Below are 23,788 nucleotides of genomic sequence, written 5' to 3' on the forward strand. Positions count from 1 at the left end.
GGGACATCCGTCCAGGCGCACATGATCACACCATCGCGTGAACCGCGGGCGGTTCGGGAGTTCCGGCCGGAGCGGGTCCGTTCCTCCCTCGTACGCACTCTTGCCGCCCTCCCGACCTCCGGCCACGGTGATGCCATGACTTCCTTCCCGCTCCCTCACGAACTGCACGGCGACGGCGCCCACAAGGTGTTCGCCGTGCACGGCTGGTTCGCCGACCGCTCCGCGTACGCCCCGGTGCTGCCGGACCTGAACCGTCAGGCGTTCCAGTACGCGCTGGTCGACCTGCGCGGCTACGGCGAAGCCCGGGAGACCCCGGGCGAGTACACCACCGGCGAGGCCGCCCTGGACCTCGTGGAGCTGGCCGACCGGCTGGGCTGGGAGCGGTTCTCGGTGGTGGGCCACTCGATGGGCGGCGCGATCGCCCAGCGGCTGTTGGCCGTCGCCCCGCACCGGATACGCCGGATCGTGGGTGTCTCTCCCGTCCCCGCCTCGGGGCTGGCCCTGCCGCCGGAGCAGTGGGAGCTGTTCGCGGACGCGGCGCACCGGCCGGAGAACCGGCGGGCCATCATCGACGTCACCACCGGCGGCCGTCGCCCCGCCGCCTGGCTGGACCGGATGGTCGACCGCTCCCTCGCCCGGAGCGACGCGAAGGCCTTCCGTGCCTGGCTGGACTCCTGGGCGCGGGACGACTTCCACGACCGCGTCGAGGGCACGCCGGTCCCGGCCCTCGCGGTCGCCGGGGCGCTCGACCCCGCGCTCTCGGCGGAGCTGCTGCGCTCGACCTGGCTGGCCTGGTATCCGCGCGCGGAGCTGTACGAGCTGCCCTGCGCCGGGCATTACGCGATGGACGAGACCCCTCTGGAGCTGATCCGGGTGGTGGAGGACTTCCTGCGGGCGGACGGCCCCGACGACGACGACGGCGACAGCGACGGCGACCAGGGGCGCCCATGACCCTGCCCGACGCCCCGCCCGTCCCCGACGTCTTCGACCCCCGGCAGTACGCCGCCGGCGTGCCCTACGACGCCTATCGGGTGCTGCGTGACCATCACCCGGTGGCATGGCAGGAGGAGCCCGAGGTGCTGGGCTGGCCGGCCGGGCCCGGGTTCTGGGCGGTGACCCGGCACGCCGACGTGGTGCGCGTGCTGAAGGACGCGGCGACCTTCTCGTCGTATCTCGGCGCGACCCAGATCCGCGACCCCGACCCGGCTGACCTGCCCTTCATCCGCCGCATGATGCTCAACCAGGACCCACCGCACCACAACCGCCTGCGGCGGCTGGTGAGCCGGGCCTTCACGCCGGGCCGGATCGAGCGGTTCACGGCGATCGCCGAGGAGCGGGCCCGGACGCTGTTCGCCCGGGCCGTGGAAGCGGCCGGCGCCGGGGACGGCACCGTCGACCTCGTCGCCGCCGTCACCGACGACTATGCCCTGCTGAACCTGTCCGACCTGCTCGGCGTCCCGGCGAGCGACCGGGAGCTGCTGCTGCACTGGACGCAGCGGGTGATCGGCTACCAGGACCCGGACGAGGCCGGTCCACCGGTGCGGGACGAGCGGGGCAGACCGGTCAACCCGCGCTCCCCCGCGGCCCTGCGGGACATGTTCGACTACGCCCAGCAGCTCGCCGCGCACAAGCGACGCCACCCCGGCGACGATGTGCTGACCACCCTCGCCCAGGACGGCGAACTCGCCGACGCCGAGCTGGAGATGTTCTTCTTCCTGCTCACGGTGGCGGGCAACGACACGGTGCGCGGCGCCGCGCCCGGCGGGCTGCTGGCCCTGGCCGAACACCCCGCCGCCCACGAGCGGTTGCGGGCCGGCGCGACACCGCTCGGCACGGCTGTCGACGAGTTGCTGCGCTGGCATCCGCCGGTGCTCACCTTCCGCCGTACGGCGGCGCGCGACACGGTGCTGGCGGGGCGCCGGATCCGCGCCGGGGACAAGGTGGTCGTCTGCCATGCGGCGGCCAACCGGGACGAGCGGGTGTTCGCCGAGCCGGACCGGCTGGATCTCGGCCGGGCGCCGAATCCGCATGTGTCCTTCGGGGACGGACCGCATGTCTGTCTGGGCGCGCACTTCGCCCGGCTCCAGCTGCGGGTGCTGTACGGGGAGGCGCTGCGCGCGCTGCCCGTGCTGCGGACCGCAGGGCCGCCGAGACGTCTGGTGTCGAACTTCATCAACGGCATCAAGTCGCTGCCGGTGCGGATCACGTCCTGATCCGGATCAGCGCGGGTTCACACCCTGACCTGGATCAGCGCATGGGTGCCGGCGATCCGCCAGCGCTCCCCCTCGGCGGCGGTCAGCGCGGCCTCGGTTCCGGCGTCGAGGCCGCAGACCACCTCGGACTTCAGGGTGCGCAGGGCGGCGACGGGGCCGGGGAAGTAGGCGGTGAGGTAGGCGAAGGGGGTGGTGGCGGGGTGGCGTCGGTCGCCGACGAGACGGCGGTAGTTGAGGTCGCCCTTGACCACGGTCAGCGTGGCCGCGGCGAAGTCGGCCCGCAGGTCGTCCGGCATCTCGGCGTACGGCAGCGGGGAGCTGGAGAAGGGGTGGGCGCGGAGGGTGAGGCGGCCGTCGGTCATCGCCGACCACAGCCGTCTGCCGTACGCCGCGGCCGTGCCCGGTGCGGACGTCAGCCGGCGCAGGGCGTCGAGAACGTCGGCGGTGGTGGCGTCGGAGACGTAGTAGGGGTACGGCTTGACGTGCAGGACGGCCCGTTCGACACGGCCCGTCTCGAGGAGGTCGGCGATGAGCAGCAGGTCCGGGACGAGTTCCCGGCCCGCGTTGTCGGCGACCAGACAGACGGTGCCCGCGCCGGAGGGCGGGAGCAGCGACCAGAGGGTCTCGCTGTCGTCGGCGAGCAGGCCGGGGACGGCGGCGCGGATGTCGGCGCCCTCGGCGGAGAGGCGGAAGCCGAGGTCGGCCCGGTTGCCCCAGAGGGAGCCGTGCAGCAGGGCGCGGGAGCGTTCGTCGGCGGGGCGGTCCGCGAGGGTGTCGAGGGCGGCCAGTTCCTCGTCGGTCTGCGGTGCGTCCAGCTCGGCGAGCTTTGCCGGGCGGAAGGGGTCGATGCCCTGCCAGGGGCCGGTGGTGAAGTAGCCGACGGCTTGCAGCAGTTGCCGGTAGAAGTAGCTCTCGGACCACAGCCAGGGCACGTCGAACCAGGACTGTCCGGTGTGGGCGTCGAGTCCCCAGTCCTGCCAGCGCTTCAGGTCGGGCGCGTCGGCGGGGAGGGGTTCGATGACGCCCTCGGTGCAGTTCGCCAGCAGGGCGTCGAGGGCGCGCCGCCGGTCGGGGTCGTACGGGACGGACTCCTGTACCTGCCGGATGATCGCGGGGTGGCGCTCGGCCAGCACACCGTGCGGGAAGGAGCCGGGCCGGTCGGCGCGGAGCACGGGCGCGGGGGCGGTGTCGGGCATGCGCCTCACCGTACCGTGCGAGGCCGCGGGCCCCGCCGTGGGCGGCGGGGCCGGTCAGGCGGTTCTGGCCTCCCGTTCCAGCTGCGCGACCAGGCTGAGGTAACGCGGGCGGCGGGTCACCGGGACCAGGCCACGGACCAGGACGTACCACATCTCGGCCACCCGGCGGGGCAGCCGGACGAGGGGTTCGAGGGAACGGCCCGTGACCCGGGTGCCGACGAAGAAGCTGACGAGGGAGTGGGCGACGGCGTCTATGTCGATGTCCGGGTGGACGTCGGACTCCTTGACCGCGCCCAGGAGTTTGCGCGAGGTGATGTCCAGCCACTCGGTGAACGGGTGCGGCAGCGGGGGACGTATGCCCACGCCCGCGGTGGCCAGGCGCAGTCCGGCGCGGGCGACCGGGCCCTCGACGGCGAGCCGCGTGATGCCGAAGGTGATGCGCATCAGCGCCTCCAGCGAGGAGCAGTCCCGTTCGTCCACCTCGCGGGCCAGCCGGCGCGAGGCCTGGGACTGGATCTCCATGATGGCGTGGGCCAGGTCCTCCTTGGCCGCGAAGTGGAAGTACAGGGCGCCTTTGGTGACGTGGGCGTGGTCGACGATGTCGCTGAGGCTGGTCGATTCGTAGCCGTGCCGGTCGAACAGGTCGGCGGCGGCCGCGATAATCGTCGCCCGGGTCTGTTCGGCGCGTAACTGCCTCGCCATCGTCTCGATCTCCTGGCTGAAAAGAACGGGCCATGCCGTTTGTTACTAACAGGGTGTACACGATAGCTCACACCCCGCTGGCATGTGCCACACCGTCAGTTCCTACGCCGCCTCCCCGCAGATGAGTTGACGCAGTTCATCGTAGCCCCAACCTGGGGAGATCCAGGAGGCCAATGACCGGAACCTTACGATCCGAAGCCTCGGCATATGACAAACTCTCCCCGAAACAGACCGGATGCGCGGTTCTTTGTTTAGGGCAAAACGAAAAAGGCGGGCCGAACGGTGCCCATCCGCACCGTCCGGCCCGCCCGCCCAGGGAGGGGTTCAGACCTCGATCAGAACGTCAGCTTCCAGCTGTTGATACGGCCCGTGTCCTGCGCGGCCACGTCCTGCACCCGCAGCTTCCAGGTGCCGTTGGCGACCTCGCTGGAGGCGTTCACCGTGTAGGTGGTGAGCACGTTGTCCGCGGAGTCCGAGGAGCTGGAGGACTTCAGCCGGTAGGTCGAACCGTCCGGCGCCACCAGGTCGATGACCAGGTCACCGCGGTAGGTGTGGGTGATGTCGACCCCCACCTGCAGGGCCGACGGCGCGTTGCCGCTGCGGCCGCTGACGGTGATCGGGGACTCGACCGCCGAACCGGCGTCCGGGATGTTCACCGCGGTGGTGCTGGTGAAGGTGGTGCCCCCCGTGGAGCCGCCGGAGCCGCTCACCGCCTGCACCGTCTTGGTGGCGTCCGCGAGACCCGCGCCGCAGCCGCCGGAGCAGGCGCCGGGCAGCGGACGGGCGTTGGACTTGATCGCCGACTCGATCTGGGCCGGGGTCAGCGTGGAGTTGGCCGACTTCATCAGCGCGGCGAGGCCGGCGACGTGCGGGGTGGCCATGCTGGTGCCCTGATAGAAGGCGTACGACTCGGTGGACGGCGTCTTGGTGCCGGAGTTCAGCGTGGAGTAGATGCCGTTCGCGGTGCCGGTGCTGGTCTGGCCGCCGGGCGCCGAGATGTCGATCAGGGAGCCGTAGTTGGAGTAGGAGGCCTTGGCGCCGGTGCGGTTGGTTGCGGCGACCGAGATCACGTTGTTGCAGTTGCCCGGCGAGTGGCCGGAGACGTTCTCGTTGTCGTTGCCCGCCGCGACGACCACCGTGGTGCCGCGGTTGACGGCCGCGTTGATGGCGTTCTGGGTGGCGCTGGTGCAGGCGCCGTCGCCGCCGAGGCTCATGTTGATGACCTTGGCGACGTTGGTGTTCGCGGGCACGCCGGAGACGGTGCCGCCGGACGCCCAGGTGATGGCGTCGATGATGTCGGAGTCGTAGCCGCCGCACTTGCCGAGGACGCGGATCGGGGAGATCTTCGCGCCGTACGCGATGCCCGCCATGCCCTTGGCGTTGTTGGTGGCCGCGGCGATGGTGCCGGCCACGTGCGTGCCGTGCCAGGAGGAGTTGGAGGCCGGGATGCCCGCGCCGCACTCGCCGGCGGCGTACCAGTCGCCCGGGTCGGACGGGTCGCTGTCGCGGCCGTTGCCGTCGACGGCGACGGCGGTGTCGGCGATGAAGTCGTAGCCGCCGACGATGTTCGCGGCGAGGTCGGAGTGGGCGACGTAGCCGGTGTCGATGACGGCGACGGTGACGCCGGTGCCGGTGGTGGTGTTCCAGGCGCCCGGCACGTTCATGCCGGCGGTGGCCTCGAAGAGGTCCCACTGCTTGGCGTAGTCGGTGTCGTTCGGGTCGGCCTGCGGCTTGTTCAGGCGGTCCGGGACGACGTAGGCGACCTGCGGGTCGGCCTGGTACTCGGCGATGACGTCGGCGACGTCCGCCTTCGTCAGGTCCTCGCCGAGGTCGACCAGGGCGGCGCCGGTGCCGAGGCGGCGCTGGAAGTCCAGCTTCTCGCCGGCCTCCTTGCCCTTGGCGACGGCGTCGGCCTCGGCGGCCTTGTTCGACTTCGCCTCCGAGGCGCCGGACTCGTAGCCGACGATGAGGCGTTCGGTGACGACGCCGGGGGCGGCCTCGGTGCGGGCCGCGAGGTCGGCGGAGGCCTGGGGAGCGGGTTCCTGGGCGACGGCGACCGAGGCGGTGCCGGCCGTCAGCAGGGCCGCGGAGACCGCGGCGACGGATATCAGCTTGCGTCGCAGGGACGGGGAAGTACGCAAGGGCGTGCCTTTCGTGGCCGTACTCCGGGCAGCTCGGAGCGGCGGTCGGGCGCTTCGTCGTCGAAGCGGAGGGGGGCTTACCGAAAAGCGAGCGCGATGGCCGGCCAGGCGCGAGCGTGAACCTGTTGCAGGGGTTACCTGTGGGTCAGCTGTGCTCGAACGATAGGCAAAGAGCAGGTCACCCGGATACAGGGGAAACCCTCGATCCGGCCGGAAATCCACCCTCGCGGTCCGCGAGTTGACCCCTAGTGACCGGATTGGCCCGCTGTGCGGGGCCGGTTACCGGTACGGGGTGGGCAAGACACAGCGGGCGTCGGCTACAGCTCCGCCAGCGCGGTCAGCAGCTCCCCCGCCGTCGTCAGGTCCTTCGTCAGGGGCCGGTCGTCGGTGCCGGAGGGCAGGGATCCGGCCGCGGTGACGAAGGCGGGAGCCCGGGGCGGGGACGGGTGCATGCGCAGGGCCCGTACGGCGGTGACCAGTTCGCAGGCCAGGACGGTGCGGTAGGCGTCGGCGGCGCGCAGGGTCTGGCGGGCGGCCTGCGAGGCGAAGCTGGCGGCCTCCTCCAGGCCGTGCGAGAGGACGGCGTGCCCGGCGGAGGCGGGGGCGGCGCAGGCGCGCAGCTCGGCGAGGGCGGAGGTGGCCGTGTACTCCAGGATCATCGTGCCGGAGCTGCCCGCCGGGCCGGTGGCGAGGAACGCGGGCAGTCCGGTGAGGTCCGGGCGGCCGAGCGCGGTGAGGCGGGCGGCGGAGAGCTGGGCGGTCTGGAGCAGGGCGAGGTTCAGCCCGTCGAGGGCGAGGGCGAGCGGGGCGGCGTAGAAGCCGCCGTGGTGGTAGGCCGCGGTGCCGTCGGGGGCGATGAGCGGGTTCTCCGAGGGGCGGTTGATCTCCGTCTCGACAATCCGGCGCAGCGCGTCCGCCGCGTCCAGGGCGCAGCCGTGCACCTGGGGGAAGGCCCGGAAGCCGTACGGGTCCTGGATGCGGCGGCCGACGCCGGGCGCTCGGTCCGGCAGGGCCAGGAGGCGGCGCACCTCGGCGGCGGCGTGCGCGGCTCCGGGGTACGGGCGCGGGGCGTGCACCGGTGCCGCGTACGCCTCCGGCGATCCGGACACCGCGGCGAGCGACAGCGCGGCGACGGCGTGCGTGGCGCGCAGCAGGGTGCCGAGGGTGTGCGCGGCGAGTGCCGCCTGGCCGAGGGCCAGGGCGTTGCTGCTGAGCAGGGCGAGCGCGTCGCCGGGGCGGAGGATGACGGGGGCGGGGGCCGGGCCGGGGCCGTGGGGCAGCCAGGGGCGCTCCCCGATCAGCGCGAGGCCCGTCTCCGCCAGGGCGGTGAGGTCGCCGGTGCCGAGGCCGCCGTACTCCGGGACCGCGGGGTGCCGGCCGAGCCGCAGGCCTTCGGCGAGGGCGTGGACGAGGTCGGGGTGGATGCCGGAGCCGCCGGCGAGGAGCTGGTTGGTGCGGACGGCGAGCATCGCGCGAGCGTGGCGGGCGGGCAGCGGTGCTCCGGCGCCGCCCGCGTGGCTGCGCAGCAGACGCAGTCCGTGGTCCGCCTCGTCGTCCGGCCCGACCGGCACCGAGCGGTGTGCGCCGACGCCGGTGGCGCGCCCGTACAACCGCCCCGCGGCGGCGAGCCGCTGGGCGGCGAGCCAGGACCGCCGCACCCGCTCCTCGGCCTCCGGCGCCACCACCGGCCGCGCCTCGCCGTCGGCGAGCCGGGCCACGTCCTCGACGGTGAGGTGCGCACCGTCGAGGGTGACGCCGGCGGCCGTCTCCGGCGGGTCGGGCAGGAGGGGCGCTTCGTCCGTGGCCGTGCTCATGGACGGTCGGTCAGTCGAGGCCGACCGACTTCAGCCAGGACCTGGCCACGTCGAGCGGGTCCTTGTTCTCCAGCTGCACCTGGGAGTCCAGGTCGAGCAGCGTCTTGGTGTCGAGCTTGGCGGAGACCGCGTTGAGGGTGTCGACGCCCTCCTGGGAGAGCCCGCTCTTGTGGACCAGCGGGGTCACGTTGGCGAAGCCGAAGAGGTTCTTCGGGTCCTGGAGGACGACGAACTTCTCCTTGGTGATGGTCGGGTCGGTGGTGAAGATGTCCGCGGCCTGCACGGTGTTCTTCGCCAGCGCGGCCTGGGTCAGCGGTCCACCGGCGTCGAGCGCCTTGAAGGACTTGAACTTCAGGCCGTACTCCTTCTCCAGGCCGACCAGCCCCTGGTGCCGCGTCTGGAACTCGGGCGAGCCGCCGATGACCAGGTCGGGCGCGATGTCCTTGAGGTCGGCGAGCGTGGACTGCGCGCTCAGGCCGTACTTCTTCGCCGTCTCGGCGTTGACCGAGACGGAGTCCTTGTCCTCGGCCGGCGCCGACTCCAGCAGCGTCAGCTTGGAGTCGAGTTTGGTCTTGACGGCGGCGTTCACCGATTCGGCGGACTTCTGCTCGGCCTCGGGGTCGAGGTAGGCGAGCAGCGAGCCGTTGTACTCCGGCAGCACGGTGATCGAGCCGTTCTTCAGCAGGCCGTAGGTAGTTTCGCGGCTGCCGATGTTGGGCTTGTAGGTGACCTTGATGCCCTTGGCCTTCAGCGCCTCGCCGTAGATGTCGGCGAGGAGGATGCTCTCGGCGAAGTTGTTGGAGCCGACGACGACGGTGCCGCCGGCCGCCTTGTCCTCCGCGAGCGGGTTGTCGGCCTTGTCGTCGTCGGACGAGCCACAGCCCGCCACCAGCGCCGCGGTGACGGCGAGCGCGACGGCGGCCGCGCCGCGGTGTCTCGTTCTGGACCAGCTGCTCTTCACGGTAGAAGTCACGGTTCCCGTTCCGGGCTGAGGGAGTGGAGGGGGTGGGTGGCCTTGCGCTGTCATCGATCCAATCCAGCGCGTTCTCGGTCAGTCAAGAGCCACCTGATCACAATCGCCTTCAACAAGTGGTCGGTTGAGCCTCTCCAACCGGCAAGTTGTGTAGGAAAAGCGAACGAACTCCCAAGGAATCAGAGCGGGTTGTAACGGATTCTTGACGTGCAGTCGTGATCGATCATCTCAAGAGGCGGTAGTCTCCCCGGAGTTGACGCCAGTCACACATGTCTGCACACACGTCTGCACACATGCCTGCACACATGTCTGAGCCGATCACAAGTCGATCCCACACGGTCATGAAGGAGGCCCGATGTCCACGCACGAGGCGGGGATCCGGGGCTTCGCCGACCGGTGGCCGTTCCGCCGCAAGCTCAACGTCCTGGTCGGCGTGCCGCTCGCCGGACTCGCCGCCGTGCTCGTCTATCTGATCGCCGATCAGGTCGAGCGGGCCCGGGACGCGGCGAGCGCGGCGCGGCTCGTCCGGGACAGCACCCAGGTGGCCGCCCTGGTCGACCGGGTGGAGGCCGAGCACCAGCAGGCCGTCCTGCTGTCCGTGCGCCACGAGGCGGCGGGGGCCGGTACGAAACCCTCCGTGACCGGCTACCGCGAGGCGCGGGACGCGGTCGACGCCCAGGTGGAGAAGGTGCGCGACACCTTCGGCGACCGGCTGCCGGACACCGAGGCGCGGGCGCTGCGGGAACTCCGCGGCCTGGACAGCCTGCGCGCCACCATCGAGCAGGGCTATCTGCCCGCCGACAACATCGACCCGGCGTACACGGGCGTCGCCAAGGGACTGATCGACGGGCTCGGCCTGGACCGCAACCAGGCCCTCGCCGCCACCTTCACGGGCAATCTCCTGGACTCGCTGCTGCGCGCGGACGCCGCCCACAGCTCCTTCGAGACCAGCGTGTTCTCCGCGTCGACCGGCGACTCCAACGCGCTGATCGAGTTCATCAACGCGGTCGGCGCCCACGAGCTGTACCAGCACCAGGCCGACCGCTTCGGCCGGTTCGCCACCGAGGCGCAGGCGGCCGAGCTGCGCGGCATCGAGCACAGCGCGGCGCAGGCCGTCATCGGGCGGCAGTACGCGGAGCTCCAGATCGACCCGAGCGGGCTCCAGGCGGGCACGCCGGAGCTGATCCGGGAGAAGTTCAACGAGGCGCTCGCCGCCTACCCCGCCTACCGCGACCAGTCCGCGACCCGGCTGGAGATCACCGCCTCGCTCATCGACCAGATCGCCGACCGCGCCGACGAGGCCTCCTCCGACGCCTGGTGGAACGCCGGCTGGCTGCTCGGCCTCGCCCTGCTCGGCTTCGCGCTGTGGCTGGCCTTCGCGGTGGCGGTACGGCGCTCCGTGGTACGCCCGGTGCAGGCGCTCACCGGCGCCGCCCGCACCGTCGCCGACGTCGCCGGACGCGAACTCGCCCGGGTGGCCGACGACGACGCCGAGGACGACGCCCCGGTGCGGCTGAGCGAGGTGCCGGTGACCGCGCGGGACGAGATCGGCGATCTCGCCGAGGCGTTCAACCACGTCCAGACCACCGCCGCCGCGCTGCTGGAACGGCAGGTGCTCAGCCGGCGCAACGTCGCCGAGATGTTCGGCAACGTGGGCCGCCGGGTGAGCAATCTGACCACCCGGCAGCTCGCCCTGATCGACGCCGTCGAGCGTGGGGAGACCGATCCGGCGCTGCTGGAACGGCTCTACCGCATCGACCACATCGCGGTCCGGCTGCGCCGCAACGCCGACAGCCTGATGCTGCTGGCCGGCATCCGCGAGGCCGTCCTGGACGCGGGCCCGGCCGCGCTCACCAACGTCGTACGGGCCGCGCTCGGGCAGATCGAGGGCTACCAGCGGGTCGAGCTGCACGCCGGGACCGAGGTCATGGTCGAGCCCGACGTGGTCGGCGACCTCACCCTGATGGTCGCCGAACTCCTCGAGAACGCCGTGTCGTTCTCGCCCGCCGGCAGCGCCGTCGAGGTCACCGTGCAGGGCGGCCCGGACGGGGCGACGGTCACCGTCGCCGACCACGGCCTCGGCATGAGCGCGGAACGGCTCGCCGAGGAGAACGCCCGGCTGATCCGCCGCGAACGGCTCGACCTCGTGCCGACGAAGGTGCTCGGCCTGTTCGTGGTGGGCACGCTGGCGCGCCGCTGGGAGATCGGGGTCACCCTGTCCCGCACCCCGGGCGGCGGTGTCACGGCCGAGATCGCCCTCCCGCCGGCGCTGCTGCTGACGACCGCCGCGACCGCCCCGGGCGGCGAGGCACCCACGGTCCCCGCCGCGCCACCGTCGGCCTCCGGCCCGGTGCCCGCCGCGGAGGTCCCGGCGGACGGCGGGCCGCGGGACGGCGGTGCGGTGACGGCCGTACGGGGTGACAGAGCCGTACGGGGTGACGACGGAGCCGTACGGGACGACGGAGCCGGACCGGACCGCGGACCGGCGGCCGACGCCGAGCCGGAAGCCGTACGAGGAGAGCACCCGGCCCTCGACGGCCCCGCGGCCCCGCTCCCCCGCAGGCTGCCCCGGCGCGAACCCGGCGCCGCCGACCGCACCCCCGACCGCGCCGCCGACACCGGCAGGGCCCCGCTCATCCCCCGCGCCCGCACCGAGTCCGCCCCGGCGGACGGCGGTGTCCGTCCGCTGAAGCGCCGGGTCCGCGGGGCGACCCTGCGCACGACGTTCGGCGCGGACGCCGACCCGCACGCCGCGCGTCAGGCGGTGCGCCCGGCCGACGCGGAGGCGGTGCGCGACGCGCTGGAGGAGTTCGAGGCGGCCGTCGAACGCGCCCACCGCGACAGCAACGGCACCGGCATCCCCCGCCCGGACATCCCGCGCACCGCACCCGAGACCCCCCACCCGCACCCACAGACCAATCCCCCGGAAGGAGCGGAGAGTTGAGCACGCAGACAGGTGGCACTCCCGCCGGAGACACCGCACCGGACGACCTGCGGGCCGCCGCAGCCGACTTCACCTGGCTGCTCAACCGCTTCGCGACCGAGACCGCGGGCGTCGTGGACGCCATCGCGGTGTCCTCGGACGGACTGCTCATCGCGGTGGCGCAGTTGCGGGAGCGCGCGCACTCGGAACGGCTGGCGGCGATCGTCTCCGGCCTGACCAGCCTGGCCGCCGGCGCCTCCGGCAACTACGGCCTGGGCGCGCTGAACAAGGTCATCATCGATCTGGAGGGCGGCCATGTGCTGGTCTCCGCGATCGGCAGCGGCGCCGTGCTCGGCGTGGTCGCCGACAAGGAGGCCAAGCTCGGCAACATCGCGTACGAGATGACGCTGTTCGCCAACCGCGCCGGTGCCGCGCTCAGCCCGCAGCTGGTGCTGGAGCTGAAGAACAGCGTCGGCGCCGCGCCGACGGGCTGAACGGGAGACCATCCATGGCCGACGGCTTCCCGCCGTCCCCGGGCCCGGACGAGGAGCCGGAACCGGTCGGCCCCGTCCCCGCCGTACGCCCGTTCCTGGTCACCGCGGGCCGGGTGGCGGGCGCCGGCGAGGCCGCGGCGGAGCGGCCGATGCCGGTGGAGACCCAGGTGATCGCCACCGCGGAGGGGCTCGACGCGCTCGGCCGGCTCTCCTTCGAGCAGCACGACATCGTCGCCGTGTGCGCGCGGCCGCAGTCCCTCGCGGAGATCGCGGCCCGGCTGCGGCTGCATCTCAACGTGGTCCGGGTGCTCGCGGAGGATCTGCGGGCCGCCGGGCATCTGGCGGTGCACGTGCCGGACACGGCCGCCACCCATGACGCCTCCGTCCTGCGCAGGGTTATCGATGGCCTGCGGGCCATCCCCGACTCCCGAGGGGTACTCCGTGACACCGACTGAGCCCGTCGCCCTCCCCGGCACGTCCCCCGGCGCCGCCGCGCGGACCGCCGTACGGCCGCCGCTGCCGGTGAAGATGGTGATCGCGGGCGGTTTCGGCGTGGGCAAGACCACCGCGGTCGGCTCGATCTCCGAGATCGAGCCGCTGACCACCGAGGCGGCCATCACCGAGGTCGCGGCGGGGGTGGACGATCTGAGCCACACCCCGCGCAAGACCACCACGACGGTGGCCATGGACTTCGGCTGTCTGACCATCGACCCCACGCTGAAGCTGTATCTGTTCGGCACGCCCGGGCAGGAGCGGTTCGGGTTCATGTGGGACGACATCGTCGAGGGCGCGGTCGGCGCGCTGGTCATCGTCGACACCCGCCGCCTCGACGACTGCTACGCGGCCGTGGACTACTTCGAGCACCGGCGGATCCCGTTCGCGGTCGCCGTCAACGCCTTCGACGGACGGGTCGAGCACGCCCTGGACGAGGTCCGCTGGGCGCTGGACGTCGCCGACCACGTCCCGGTCGTCGTCTTCGACGCCCGGGAACGCGGGTCGGTGCGGGACGCGCTGCTCGTCGTCCTGGAGCTGGCGCTGGCGCGGGCCGAGAGCTGAGCCCCCGGCTCATCCGCTACGGCGCACGCCCCGCGACACCGCGAGCCGTCCCGCCGCCCAGAACACCCCCAGCGTGGCCAGGGCCAGCGCGGCGACGAGGGTGGCGCCGCCCACCACCTTCTCGTAGTCGCGCTGGTAGAGGCCGTCGACGATGTACCGGCCGACGCCGCCGAAGCTGACGTACGCGGCGATGGTCGCGGTCGAGACGATCTGGATGGCCGCCGAGCGCAGCCCGCTCAGGATCAGCGGCAGCGCGACCGGGAGTTCGACCCGGAACAGCACCTGCGCCTCGCCCATCCCCATGCCCCGGGCGGCGTCCACCGGCGCGGGGTCCACGGAGCGCATCGCCTCGTACGTGGTGACCAGGATGGGCGGGACGGCGAGCACGACCAGCGGGATCATCACGGGGGCGAGGCCGAGCCCGAGGATGACGAACATCAGCACCATCAGGCCGAAGCTGGGCAGCGCGCGGGCGGCGGTCGCGATCAGGGCGAGGGTGTTGCCGCCGCGCCCGGTGTGTCCGGTCAGCAGGCCGACCGGCAGTCCTACGGCGGCGGCGATGCCGAGTGCCAGCAGCGTGTACTGGACGTGTTCGAGGACGCGGGTGGGTATGCCGTCGTAGCCGCGCCAGTGGGCGCCGTCGCTGAAGAAGGCGTCGACGAAGTTCAGTACGTTCACCGGGCTGTCCCCTTCGCGGACGGCATCCAGGGGGTCAGCAGTGTCCGCAGCAGGATCAGGGCCGCGTCCACCAGGAGGGCGAGGACGGCCGTACCGACGACCGACAGCCAGATCAGGCGCGGCTGGTGGTAGATCATGCCGCTGTTGAGCAGGTTGCCGAGGGCTCCCTGGTTGCCGATCAGCATCCCCACGCTGACCAGGGAGATGCTGGACACGGACGCCACCCGCAGGCCGGCGATGACGGCGGGGGCCGCGATCGGCAACTGCACCTGGAGATAGCGTCGTACGGGCCCGAAGCCCATGGCGGTGGCGGCGTCGAGGGTCTCCCGGGGCACCGAGCGGACGCCGTCCACGAGCGCCGGGACGAACACCACGAGGCTGTAGACGGCCAGCGGGATCATCACCGTCAGCTCGCTCATGCCGGTGTAGTCGATGAGGACGACGAAGAAGGCGAGCGACGGGACGGCGTACAGCACGGTCGTCACCCACAGCACGGGCGGGTACAGCCAGCGCAGCCGTACGCACAGCTGGGCGACGGGCAACGCCACGAGCAGCCCGGCCAGCACGGGGAGCAGGGCGATGCGCAGATGCAGGGCGACCAGGCCGAGGTAGCTGTTCTGGAGGTCGCTGGGCATGTCGAACAGCTCGCTCATCGCGCGACCTTCTCGGCCTTTCCGTCGGCCATTCCCACGGTCTCTCCTTCGGCCTTTCCGTCGTTCGCGTGGGCGCCGCGGATGGCCTCGCCGATGGTCTGCTGCGAGACCACCCCGGCCGCCCGGCCCTCACCGTCCACGGCGACCGCCCAGCCGGTGGGCGAGAGCACCGCGCAGTCGAGCGCGGCGCGCAACGAGTCCGTGCCGGCCGTGAACGGCCGCCCGCAGGGCAGCAGTCGCTCCGGCCTGATGTCCCCGGCGGTGAGGTCGCCCGGCTCGGCCCAGCCGAGGGGCCTGCCGTCGAGGCCGGTGACGAGGAGGTAGGGGGTGCCGTCGGTGGCGCGGGCGGCGAGCTGCTCGGCGGTGGCGTCGACGGCGACGATCGGCGCGGTGAGCAGGCCCAGCCCGGCGGAGGGGAAGAAGGAGAGCCGGCGGATGCCCCGGTCGGCGCCGAGGAAGTCCTCGACGAAGGGGTCGGCGGGGTTCGACAACAGCTCGGCGGGCGGCGCGAACTGGGCGAGCCGGCCGCCGGTGCGCAGGACGGCGACCATGGTGCCGAGCTTGACGGCCTCGTCGATGTCGTGCGTGACGAAGACGATGGTCTTGCCCAGCTCCTCCTGCAGCCGGAGGAGTTCGTCCTGCAGGCCCTTGCGGACGACGGGATCGACGGCGGAGAACGGCTCGTCCATGAGCAGGACGGGCGGGTCGGCGGCCAGCGCCCGGGCCACGCCGACGCGTTGCTGCTGGCCGCCGGAGAGCTGGTAGGGGTAGCGGCGGGCCAGGGAGGCGTCGAGGCCGACCCGCTCCATCAGTTCCCGGGCGCGGGCGCGGGCCCTGTCCTTGCGCCAGCCGAGCAGGCGGGGCACGGTGGCGATGTTGTCGACGATCGTGCGGTGCTGGAAGAGCCCGGCGTGCTGGATGACGTACCCCATGGAGCGGCGCAGTTCGTTGACGGGCCGCTGCCGGATGTCGGCGCCGTCGAGGAGGATCGTTCCCTCGCTCGGCTCGATCATCCGGTTGATCATCCGCAGGGTCGTCGTCTTGCCGCAGCCCGACGGTCCGACCAGGACCGTGATCGAACGGTCCGGTATCTCGAGTGACAGCCGGTCGACCGCCACCGTGCCGTCCGGGTACCGCTTGGTGACTGAATCCATCCGTATCAAAACGCCGAACACCCTTCGGGTCTGGCAGCCGCTGCCCGCTCGCGCCGGGCGGCGGGCCGTTGCCCGGAGAGTCTAGACCCGTCATGTGGCCACCAGATCAACACGCCGCCGCCGATTCCCTTCGCCGGTACGGCTGTTGTGCCGTCCGCAGGGTCAGGCCGCCTGCGTGGCTGCCAGCGGCACCCCCGCCGTCCGCCGGACCCGGCGGTCCGCGTCGACGGCGTACACCTCGCAGCCGTCCTGGCCGGCCGCCCAGGTGACGCCGTCCGGGCCCAGGGCGAAGGCGGCGGTGGCGATGGTGTCGGCCTCGGTGAGGGTGGGTGCGATGACGGTGACGCCGAGGAGGCCGGTCGCGGGGCGGCCGGTGCGGGCGTCGAGGATGTGGTCGCCGCGTTCGTAGCGGCCGGAGGTGGCGACCGCGCCGTCGGTGAGCTCCAGCACCGCGCAGACCCGGTCGGCGTGTTCGGGGTGCCGTATGCCCACCCGCCAGGGCCCGCCCGCGACGACGACGTCGCCCCCGGCGTTGAGGCAGAACCGCCGTACCCCGGCGGCGGTCAGCAGGTCGGCCGCCCGCTGCACCGACCAGCCCTTGACGACCGCGCAGGGGTCGAGGCCGCGCCCGGGCATCCGGACGTCGAAGGCGCCGCCGGTGGCGATCCGGTAGCGCTCGCCGATGGCCAGCACCTCGGCGAGGTCGGCGCTGACGTCCCCGGGCGCGATGTCGCCCCGGTCCAGCCGGGACACCTCGCTGTCGGAGCGGAACGGGCTGAAGCGCTCGTCGACCTCGCGCAGCCAGGCGTACACCCGGTCCGCCAGCCCCTCGGGGACCTCGGCGTCGTCGATCCGCAGCGAGACCGGGAAGCCCATGACGTGCTCGACCCGCCGCATGTCAGGCCCCCTTCGCGTCGAGCGCGGCCTGAAGGGACTTCCGGTAGCCGTCGCTCGTGATCGTCGCACCCGACACCGTGTCGACGCCCGCGCTCTGCGCTTCCAGAGTCGCCTCGATCAGCTTCGGCACCGCGTTCGCCGTCTGCGGATGATTCGGCTGCTTCAGCATCCGCACCGACGCGATCCGCTCACCCTCGAACGTCACCTCCACCTGCACGTCGCCCTTCTCCGTGGCGACCGTCGAACCCGCCACCACCTGCGAGGCGGGGGACGGCGAGGCCGACGCCGCCGCGGCCCGCTCGTCGAGCGCGGCCTGCAACGACTCCCGGTAGCCCTCGCTCGTGATCGTCGCACCCGACACCGTGTCGACGTCCGCGCTCTGCGCCTCCAGAGTCGCCTCGATCAGCTTCGGCACCGCGTTCGCCGTCTGCGGATGATTCGGCTGCTTCAGCATCCGCACCGACGCGATCCGCTCACCCTCGAACGTCACCTCCACCTGCACGTCGCCCTTCTCCGTGGCGACGGTCGAACCGGCGACCACGTCGGAGGAGGCGGCGGGGGCGGACGCGGAGGGTGCCTGCGCCGCCGCGGCCTCGCCGGTGGAGGTGGTCTCCGGCGACGGGGCGTAGCGCCAGACGGGGACCAGGCCGGCGACGGTCAGGGCCAGGACAGGCAGTGCTCGTTTCACGGTGTTTCCCTCGTTCCCGTCGTGCCTGTCATCCGGCCAGGCTGAAGCGTTCGAAGTGGATCTGCGGTGCCGGTACGCCCAGCTCGCGCAGGCTGCGCCGGACCGCGGCCGTCATGCCGGGCGGGCCGCAGAGGTAGACGTCCCGGTCGGCGATGTCGGGGACGAGTCGGGCGAGCGCGGCCGGTGCCAGCTGGTCGGGCTGGGGCGGGCCGCTGATCAGGTACAGCTCGGCGCCCTTGGCCAGGGCCAGCTCGCGCAGCTCGTCGTAGAGCACGGCGTCGCGTTCGGTGGCCACCCGGTAGATCACGACGGCGTGGCCGTGCAGCTCCTCCAGGAGCGCCCGGATGGGGGTGACGCCGACGCCGCCCGCCACGAGTACGGCGTCGGAGCGGGTGCGGTGCATCGCGGTGAACGCCCCGTAGGGGCCCTCGGCGAAGACCCGGGTGCCGACCCGCAGGTGGCGCAGGGCGGCGCTGCCGTCGCCGGCCGCCTTCACGGTCAGCCGGAGGGTGCGGCCGTCGGGTGCCGCCGACAGGGAGAACGGGTTGGCCTGCCACCAGCGGTCGCGGGTCAGGAACCGCCAGAGGAAGAACTGGCCGGCGAGGGCGGGCAGCCGGTCGAGGTCGCGGCCGGTGACGTGGACGGAGACGACGTTGTCGTTCTCGGGAACGACGGCCGAGACGCGCAGCTGGTGGCGGAGGTTCCGCCACAGGGGCAGGACGAGGCGGCCGAGCAGCACCGAGCCGAGCGCGACGCCCCACAGGGTCCACCAGTAGGCGGTGGCGACGGGCGAGGAGACGAAGGTGGAGCCGACGGTGACCTGGTGGGAGAAGGCGAGGACGACCGCGAGGTAGGTGTAGAGGTGGATGAAGTGCCAGGTCTCGTAGGCCAGCCGGCGCCGGGCGAAGCGCGCCGAGACGGTGCCGACGACGAGGATCAGGGCGAGGGCGACGACCGCGCGGAGCACACCCTCGGTGGTCTCGGCGAGGTCCACCAGCTGGTTCACCGGGTCCATCCCGGAGGAGTCGGCGTAGCCGAAGGTGATGAACACGGCGTGCGCGAGCAGCGTCCACAGCAGCGCGAAGCCGGTCCAGCGGTGCCACAGGGTGAGCCGGTCCATGCCGATGCGGCGGTCCAGCCAGGGCAGCCGGGCCACCAGCAGCAGCTGGAAGGCCATGACGAGCGCGCCGTACAGGCCGGCCGCGCGGCCCAGCACGATCAGCGCGTTGGACGCGAACCCGGCCTGGACGAAGAAGAAGGTCACCACGGCCGCGTTGGCGGCGAGCACGGCGTACAGACCGGTGCGCGCCACCACTTTGGGACGTATCGCCGTGGGGGGTCGGGGAGGCGATTGGACGGTCGTCACGGACGGCAACTCCTAGATCGGGGCCTGGGGACACCGAGCTTGGCCGCCCGGAGCTGTCGAATTCCTGTCGTACAACTTTCAAGTGTGTATCGATCGGTGCCCGAGTGCCGCGCGAGGCTGGTCCGATCGGGTGGATCGCGCACTATGAACGGGTGGAAAAAGTACGACTCCTCGTCGTGGACGACGATCCGCCCATCGCCGACCTCGTCGCCACGGTCGCCCGCTACGAGGGCTGGGAGGCGGTCACCGCGAACACCGGCGAGCAGGCGCTGCGCCGGGCCGCCGAGTTCCACCCGGACATCGTGGTGCTCGATCTGATGCTGCCCGACCTGGACGGCTTCGGCGTCCTGGACCGGCTGCGCGGCTCGGGCACGATGGTGCCGGTGGTGTTCCTCACCGCGCGCGACGGGATCGCCGACCGGGTGGCGGGGCTGACCCGGGGCGGCGACGACTACCTGGTCAAGCCGTTCGCGGTGGAGGAGCTGATGGCCCGGCTGCGGACCGTGCTGCGGCGCAGCTCAGGGCCCGGGTTCCAGCGGTCGGTGCTGCGGGTCGGGGACCTGACGATGGACGAGGACACCCGGGAGGTGCGGCGCGACGGGACGCTGCTGACGCTGACCCCGACCGAGTACGAGGTGCTGCGCTATCTGATGCGCAAGTCGCCGACCGTGCTCACCAAGGCGCAGATCCTCGACCATGTGTGGGAGTACGGCTTCGGCGGCCGGTCCAACGTGGTGGAGCTGGTCGTCAGCCGGCTGCGCCGCAAGCTCGACGAGGCGGGCAGCGGGCAGCTGATCCACACCGTGCGCGGCTTCGGGTATGTGATCCGGCAGGCCGCCGGGTGATCCGCCGCCTGCGCTCGGCCTACCGGCGCCTGCGACTCGGCACCCGGCTGGCGCTGGGCCTGGGAGCGCTGGCGCTGCTCGTGTTCGCGATCGTCGGCACGGCGCTGACGACGTCCATGCGGGACTATCTGTCGGCCCAGCTCGACACACAGCTGGCGCAGGGCCAGGTGGCCCAGTCCAAGAGCATCGCGGACTACGGCACCCTCTCCGGGAAGAAGTACTACAGCTGGTACTACGCCGTGTACGACGTGACGGACGGCACCGCCGTGCTCCGCCGGCCGGAGGACCCCGCCGACCTGCCGGCGGACGTCGACGACTTCACCTCCCTGGCCCGGGCGCAGACCGCCGCGGCCACGGAGCTGCTGCGCACCGAGCACCTCAAGGGCGCGGGCACCTACCGGCTGCGTGCCTGCGAGGTCGAACCCGGGGTGGTGCTGGTGAGCGCCGCGCCGATGGACGACATCGAGGACACCGTCGGCCGGCTGATCAGGATCCAGGTCGTGGCGTTCGGGCTCGCCCTGCTGGCGCTGGTGGTGTTCGGGCGGCGGATGCTGCGGCGCGGGCTGAAGCCGCTCAGCGACATGGCGCACACCGCGCACGGCATCGCCTCGCACGATCTGACCGAGTCGGCGGCCCGGCTGCCGCTGCGCGCCCCGCGCGCCGGGGGCGGTCCGGAGGTGGAGGAGCTGCGCACCGCCTTCAACACCATGCTGGAGCACATCGACGACTCCCTCGCGGTGCGCGCGGAGGCCGAGCAGCGGCTGCGCCGGTTCGTCGCGGACGCCTCGCACGAGCTGCGCACCCCCCTGATGTCCGTACGCGGCTACGCGGACCTGTTCCAGTACGCCGCCGCCAACGCGCCGGAGGAACGCGAGAAGCACCTGGCGCGGCTGCGCGCCGAGGCCGCCCGGATGGGGTTCCTGCTGGACGATCTGCTGCTGCTCGCCCGGCTGGACGCGGCCGAGGTGGAGACGCCGCTGCGGATGACCGAGGCGGATCTGACGGAGCTGGTGGAGCAGGCCGCCGACGCGTTCCGGGCGAGCCACCCGGACCATCCGCTGACCGTGCGGACCGGGGGCGGGCCGGTGCGGCTGTGGCTCGATCCGCAGCGGATCCGGCAGGTGCTGGACAACCTGCTCACCAACGCGGCCGTGCACACCCCGGCCGGGACCGAGGTGTGCGTGGAGGCCTCGGTCGCGGCCGGGGCGGCTCTGGTACGGGTCACCGACGCGGGGCCCGGTATTCCGGCCGCCGACCGGGAGCGGGTCTTCGACCGCTTCTACCGCGTGGACAAGGCCCGCAGCCGCGACCGGGGCGGCAGCGGCCTGGGCCTGTCCGTGGCCGCCTCCCTGGTGCGGGTGCACGGCGGCACCCTCGAGGTGACCAGTGAGCCGGGCCGGACGGAGTTCGCCGTCCGGCTGCCGCTTCACCCGTAGGTCCCTCGGGGCGTCACCCGTAGGTGATGTCCGAGGCTCCGTAGCGGCAGTGCGTGCCGTCCGGGCCGGTGCCCAGGGAGGTGGGCTCGGCGCCGGTGCTGTTGCCCTGGAACCGCTCGCAGACGGTGATCTTCTGGGCGCCGGACCCGGTCAGGGTCACCCCGGAGATCGTCGCGGTGTCCCCGTAGTTGGCGTTGACGCCGACGAGCACCTTGCCGGGGGTGGTCACCTTCACATTGCTGAGGACGACGGCCCGCTTGTACTGCGTCTTGCAGTTGCCGCAGGAGCGGTACAGCTTGCCGAAGTCGGAGACCTGGAAGTCCCGGATGGTCACGGTGCCGGCGCCGTTGTGCTGGAACACCTTGTCGTCCGCGCCCTTCGCGCCGCCTCCGGTGACGAGATACGTCGCCGAGGCCGACTTGCCCTTGAAGGTGGCCGCGTCCTCGCCGACGTTCTCCCACCACACGTTCTGCAGGGTGCAGCTGCCCAGGCAGTGGACGCCGTCGGCGGCCGGGGCACCCAGGACCACGTTCTTCAGCACCGCGCCGTCGGCGAGTTCGAACAGCGGGCCCTGGCTCTCGCTCTGGCCGTCGCTGCCGAGGTCGCCGGAGCCGTGGAAGCGCTTGAGGCCGCCGTCGTAGGTGCCGGAGACCTCGATGGTGGCGGGCACCGCCTGCTGTCCGGCCGGGGTCGGCCAGGCGCCGAGGGCGGAGGTCGGCGTGGGGCTGGGCGCGGCCGTGGTCCTGGTGACGGTGGGCGTCGGGGATGCGGGCGGGGAGGTGGAGGTGGTCGCCTCCAGCGACCAGATCTTGGTGTTCGCCTTGTCGCAGGAGTTCTGCTGGACCAGCCCCGCCTTGACGTTCAGGCACTTGTCGCTGCCCGCGTTGACCACGTGGTATCCCTCGCCGGACTTGCTCAGCCGCCACACCTGGACGTCGCCGCCGTCGCAGGCCTGCTGCTGCACCGGCTTGCCGGCCGACACCGAGTCGTCCTTGACGCCGGCGCAGAGCGTGCCGTTGGTGACGGTGAACCCGCCGTCGGTGTCGGCCAGCCGCCACACCTGCGCGGCGTCGCCGGCGCACGCCGCCGACGCGACCTGGGCGCCGCTCGTGCCCGGCGCGGTCAGACAGGTGTCGTCGGCGGCGTTCACCAGCCGGTAGGTTCCGGCGCCCGGGCCGGACGCGGACGCCGACATCAGTACTCCGGTGACGACCGCTCCCCCGGTCAGCGCCGTGGCCAGCACGGTGACGACTACGGTCCTGCGGCGTCCGTTGCTCCTGCGCCGGGACCGGCGCGGGGCTGCTCTCTCGCTCACGTGATCACTCTCGTTCGACGACTTGCCGGAACCCCCGTTCCAGCCGTCAGTCGCCGCCGCGTGCGCGGGAGTTGCCGTGCCGTCGGAAAAAGATCAGGAGTTTTCCTCGCCCGAACTCAGGGATTCTCCCCGCCCGCCCCCGGCCGTGGCCGCGGCCGGGCCGCCAGGACCGCCACGTCGTCCTCGGCGTGCTGGGCGTCGAGGCGGGCGAGGACGGTGTCGAGGATGGCGTCGAGGCCGGCGCCGGCGGTGAAGCGGAGGGCGGCCAGACGGTCCAGGGAGCGGTCGATGTCCTCGCCGCGGCGTTCGACGAGGCCGTCGGTGAACAGCAGCAGCGCCTGGGGCGCCGCAAGTCCGTGGGTGGCCGGTTCGTAGCCGCCGAGGCCGGTGCCCAGCGGCGGTCCGACCGGCACCGGCAGCAGCGAGGTGCCGCCCTGCGCGTCGATCACGGCGGGCGGCAGATGGCCGGCGCTGGCCAGGGTCACCTGGCGGCGCGCGGGGTCGACGCGGGCGATCAGACAGGTGGCGGGCCGGCGGTCCGCTGCCCCGGCGGCGATGTCGTCGAGCTGGCGCAGCACACGGTGCGGAGGGAGGTCGGCGGAGGCCATGTAGCGCAGGTCCTGCCGGTAGGCGGTCATGTCGACGGCGGCCTCCAGGCCGTGGCCCATGACGTCGCCGACCACGAGCAGGGTGCGCCCGAAGTGCAGCCGTACGGTCTCGCACCAGTCGCCGCCGACGAGGGTGCTCTGCCCGACGGGCAGGTAGCGCAGGGCGACGTCCAGGTTCTGGTGCGGCTGCCCGGGCTCGGTGAGCAGCGCCCGCTGGAGGTCGCCGACGAGCCCGCTGAGCCGTCCGTGCTCGCGGGCGTGCCGGATGTGCGAGGCGGCCCGTTCGGCGAGCAGCAGCAGCTCGTCGGTCTCCCTCCGGGTCAGCCGACCCGCGCCGCGTGCGCAGACGAGCGTCCCGTAGTGGTCCGCCCCGCTGGCGACCGGCACCCGGGTGATCCGGTGCCTGCTCAGCAGGTCCGGGTCCCCGCTCACCGCCGTGTACTGCGTGCCGCGCAGCACGGCCGCGACCCCGCCGATGTGCCGGGCGACCGACCGGGTCAGCTCCGCGCAGGTGGCGCTCTCGTCGAGAGTCGTGCCGATGCCGGCGACGGCCGAGCGCAGCGCGGCCAGCCGGGCCGGACCGGCGCCCGCCGGTCCGCGCCGGTAGCGGATCCATCGCGCGACCCCGACCACCCT

21 protein-coding genes and 1 pseudogene are annotated in these 23,788 nt (G+C 72.7%); 8 read left to right on the plus strand and 14 right to left on the minus strand.

Annotation, left to right across the window (positions count from 1 at the left end; all coding sequences use genetic code 11):
- Positions 1-135 precede the first annotated feature (135 nt).
- A complete protein-coding gene (locus ACZ42A_RS20745) occupies positions 136-951 on the plus strand; it encodes an alpha/beta fold hydrolase (RefSeq protein WP_468528697.1) in 816 nt (271 codons plus the stop codon).
- On the plus strand, positions 948-2,213 hold the full coding sequence (locus tag ACZ42A_RS20750; RefSeq protein WP_468528698.1) for a cytochrome P450: 1,266 nt from the start codon (positions 948-950) through the stop codon (positions 2,211-2,213). The genes ACZ42A_RS20745 and ACZ42A_RS20750 overlap by 4 nt, the downstream gene beginning before the upstream one ends.
- A gap of 17 nt (positions 2,214-2,230) precedes the next feature.
- Here the strand turns inward: ACZ42A_RS20750 and ACZ42A_RS20755 are convergent, their stop codons facing one another.
- From ACZ42A_RS20755 to ACZ42A_RS20775, 5 genes are all read right to left on the minus strand, one after another.
- On the minus strand, positions 2,231-3,409 hold the full coding sequence (locus tag ACZ42A_RS20755) for a damage-control phosphatase ARMT1 family protein (protein WP_468528699.1): 1,179 nt from the start codon (positions 3,407-3,409) through the stop codon (positions 2,231-2,233).
- A gap of 54 nt (positions 3,410-3,463) precedes the next feature.
- The gene (locus tag ACZ42A_RS20760) at positions 3,464-4,111 is read right to left on the minus strand and encodes a ScbR family autoregulator-binding transcription factor (RefSeq protein WP_468528700.1); all 648 of its coding nucleotides are present in this window, start codon (positions 4,109-4,111) and stop codon (positions 3,464-3,466) included.
- A 335-nt stretch (positions 4,112-4,446) separates the two neighbouring features.
- Entirely contained in the window at positions 4,447-6,252 is a 1,806-nt protein-coding gene (locus ACZ42A_RS20765) for a S8 family peptidase (protein ID WP_468528701.1), read from the minus strand.
- 317 nt (positions 6,253-6,569) lie between these two features.
- Positions 6,570-8,066, minus strand: coding sequence for an aromatic amino acid ammonia-lyase (locus tag ACZ42A_RS20770; RefSeq protein WP_468528702.1), 1,497 nt, complete (start codon positions 8,064-8,066; stop codon positions 6,570-6,572).
- Positions 8,067-8,076: 10 nt separating this feature from the next.
- A complete protein-coding gene (locus tag ACZ42A_RS20775; protein WP_468528703.1) occupies positions 8,077-9,039 on the minus strand; it encodes an ABC transporter substrate-binding protein in 963 nt (320 codons plus the stop codon).
- A 355-nt stretch (positions 9,040-9,394) separates the two neighbouring features.
- On the opposite strand from ACZ42A_RS20775, the gene ACZ42A_RS20780 reads away from it, so the two are divergent.
- The 4 genes from ACZ42A_RS20780 to ACZ42A_RS20795 are packed head-to-tail and all read left to right on the plus strand — an operon-like array spanning position 9,395 to position 13,512.
- A complete protein-coding gene (locus tag ACZ42A_RS20780; protein ID WP_468528704.1) occupies positions 9,395-11,983 on the plus strand; it encodes a sensor histidine kinase in 2,589 nt (862 codons plus the stop codon).
- Positions 11,980-12,456 carry a roadblock/LC7 domain-containing protein gene (locus ACZ42A_RS20785; protein ID WP_468528705.1) on the plus strand — a complete coding sequence of 159 codons (477 nt, stop codon included), beginning with the start codon at positions 11,980-11,982 and terminating at the stop codon, positions 12,454-12,456. Before ACZ42A_RS20780 ends, ACZ42A_RS20785 begins: the two co-directional genes overlap by 4 nt.
- 14 nt (positions 12,457-12,470) lie before the next feature.
- Entirely contained in the window at positions 12,471-12,911 is a 441-nt protein-coding gene (locus ACZ42A_RS20790) for a DUF742 domain-containing protein (RefSeq protein ID WP_468528706.1), read from the plus strand.
- Positions 12,898-13,512 (plus strand): GTP-binding protein, encoded by a 615-nt coding sequence (locus ACZ42A_RS20795; protein ID WP_468528707.1) that lies wholly within the window; start codon positions 12,898-12,900, stop codon positions 13,510-13,512. Before ACZ42A_RS20790 ends, ACZ42A_RS20795 begins: the two co-directional genes overlap by 14 nt.
- A 9-nt stretch (positions 13,513-13,521) precedes the next feature.
- Here ACZ42A_RS20795 and ACZ42A_RS20800 read toward each other — a convergent pair whose 3' ends face one another.
- From ACZ42A_RS20800 to ACZ42A_RS20825, 6 genes are all read right to left on the minus strand, one after another.
- Positions 13,522-14,190, minus strand: a complete 669-nt coding sequence (locus tag ACZ42A_RS20800; RefSeq protein WP_468528708.1) for an ABC transporter permease — start codon at positions 14,188-14,190, stop codon at positions 13,522-13,524.
- Positions 14,187-14,843, minus strand: a complete 657-nt coding sequence (locus ACZ42A_RS20805; protein ID WP_468528709.1) for an ABC transporter permease — start codon at positions 14,841-14,843, stop codon at positions 14,187-14,189. Before ACZ42A_RS20805 ends, ACZ42A_RS20800 begins: the two co-directional genes overlap by 4 nt.
- Positions 14,840-16,006, minus strand: a complete 1,167-nt coding sequence (locus ACZ42A_RS20810; protein ID WP_468528710.1) for an ABC transporter ATP-binding protein — start codon at positions 16,004-16,006, stop codon at positions 14,840-14,842. Before ACZ42A_RS20810 ends, ACZ42A_RS20805 begins: the two co-directional genes overlap by 4 nt.
- A 153-nt stretch (positions 16,007-16,159) precedes the next feature.
- Positions 16,160-16,894 (minus strand): FAD:protein FMN transferase, encoded by a 735-nt coding sequence (locus ACZ42A_RS20815; RefSeq protein WP_468528711.1) that lies wholly within the window; start codon positions 16,892-16,894, stop codon positions 16,160-16,162.
- A gap of 1 nt (position 16,895) precedes the next feature.
- Positions 16,896-17,582 carry an FMN-binding protein gene (locus ACZ42A_RS20820; RefSeq protein WP_468528712.1) on the minus strand — a complete coding sequence of 229 codons (687 nt, stop codon included), beginning with the start codon at positions 17,580-17,582 and terminating at the stop codon, positions 16,896-16,898.
- Between the two features lie 28 nt (positions 17,583-17,610).
- Positions 17,611-18,948: a ferredoxin reductase family protein gene (locus ACZ42A_RS20825; RefSeq protein ID WP_468528713.1), complete on the minus strand. Its 1,338-nt coding sequence runs from the start codon at positions 18,946-18,948 to the stop codon at positions 17,611-17,613.
- A gap of 152 nt (positions 18,949-19,100) precedes the next feature.
- Between ACZ42A_RS20825 and ACZ42A_RS20830 the strand changes: the two genes are divergently transcribed.
- Complete coding sequence (locus ACZ42A_RS20830; RefSeq protein WP_468528714.1) at positions 19,101-19,793, plus strand: response regulator transcription factor; 693 nt, start codon at positions 19,101-19,103, stop codon at positions 19,791-19,793.
- Positions 19,790-21,229 carry a sensor histidine kinase gene (locus tag ACZ42A_RS20835; protein ID WP_468528715.1) on the plus strand — a complete coding sequence of 480 codons (1,440 nt, stop codon included), beginning with the start codon at positions 19,790-19,792 and terminating at the stop codon, positions 21,227-21,229. The genes ACZ42A_RS20830 and ACZ42A_RS20835 overlap by 4 nt, the downstream gene beginning before the upstream one ends.
- A 13-nt stretch (positions 21,230-21,242) precedes the next feature.
- On the opposite strand, the gene ACZ42A_RS20840 is transcribed toward ACZ42A_RS20835, so the two are convergent.
- The 3 genes and pseudogenes from ACZ42A_RS20840 to ACZ42A_RS20850 all read right to left on the minus strand — a co-directional run bounded on the left by ACZ42A_RS20840 (position 21,243) and on the right by ACZ42A_RS20850 (position 23,785).
- Positions 21,243-22,037, minus strand: a complete 795-nt coding sequence (locus tag ACZ42A_RS20840; RefSeq protein WP_468528784.1) for a pectate lyase — start codon at positions 22,035-22,037, stop codon at positions 21,243-21,245.
- An 18-nt stretch (positions 22,038-22,055) separates the two neighbouring features.
- A pseudogene (locus ACZ42A_RS20845) lies at positions 22,056-22,424 on the minus strand (RICIN domain-containing protein); the annotation flags it as partial.
- 236 nt (positions 22,425-22,660) lie between these two features.
- Positions 22,661-23,785 (minus strand): PP2C family protein-serine/threonine phosphatase, encoded by a 1,125-nt coding sequence (locus ACZ42A_RS20850; RefSeq protein ID WP_468528716.1) that lies wholly within the window; start codon positions 23,783-23,785, stop codon positions 22,661-22,663.
- Positions 23,786-23,788: the final 3 nt, after the last annotated feature.

Source organism: Streptomyces sp. NPDC030838 (genome assembly GCF_055572035.1).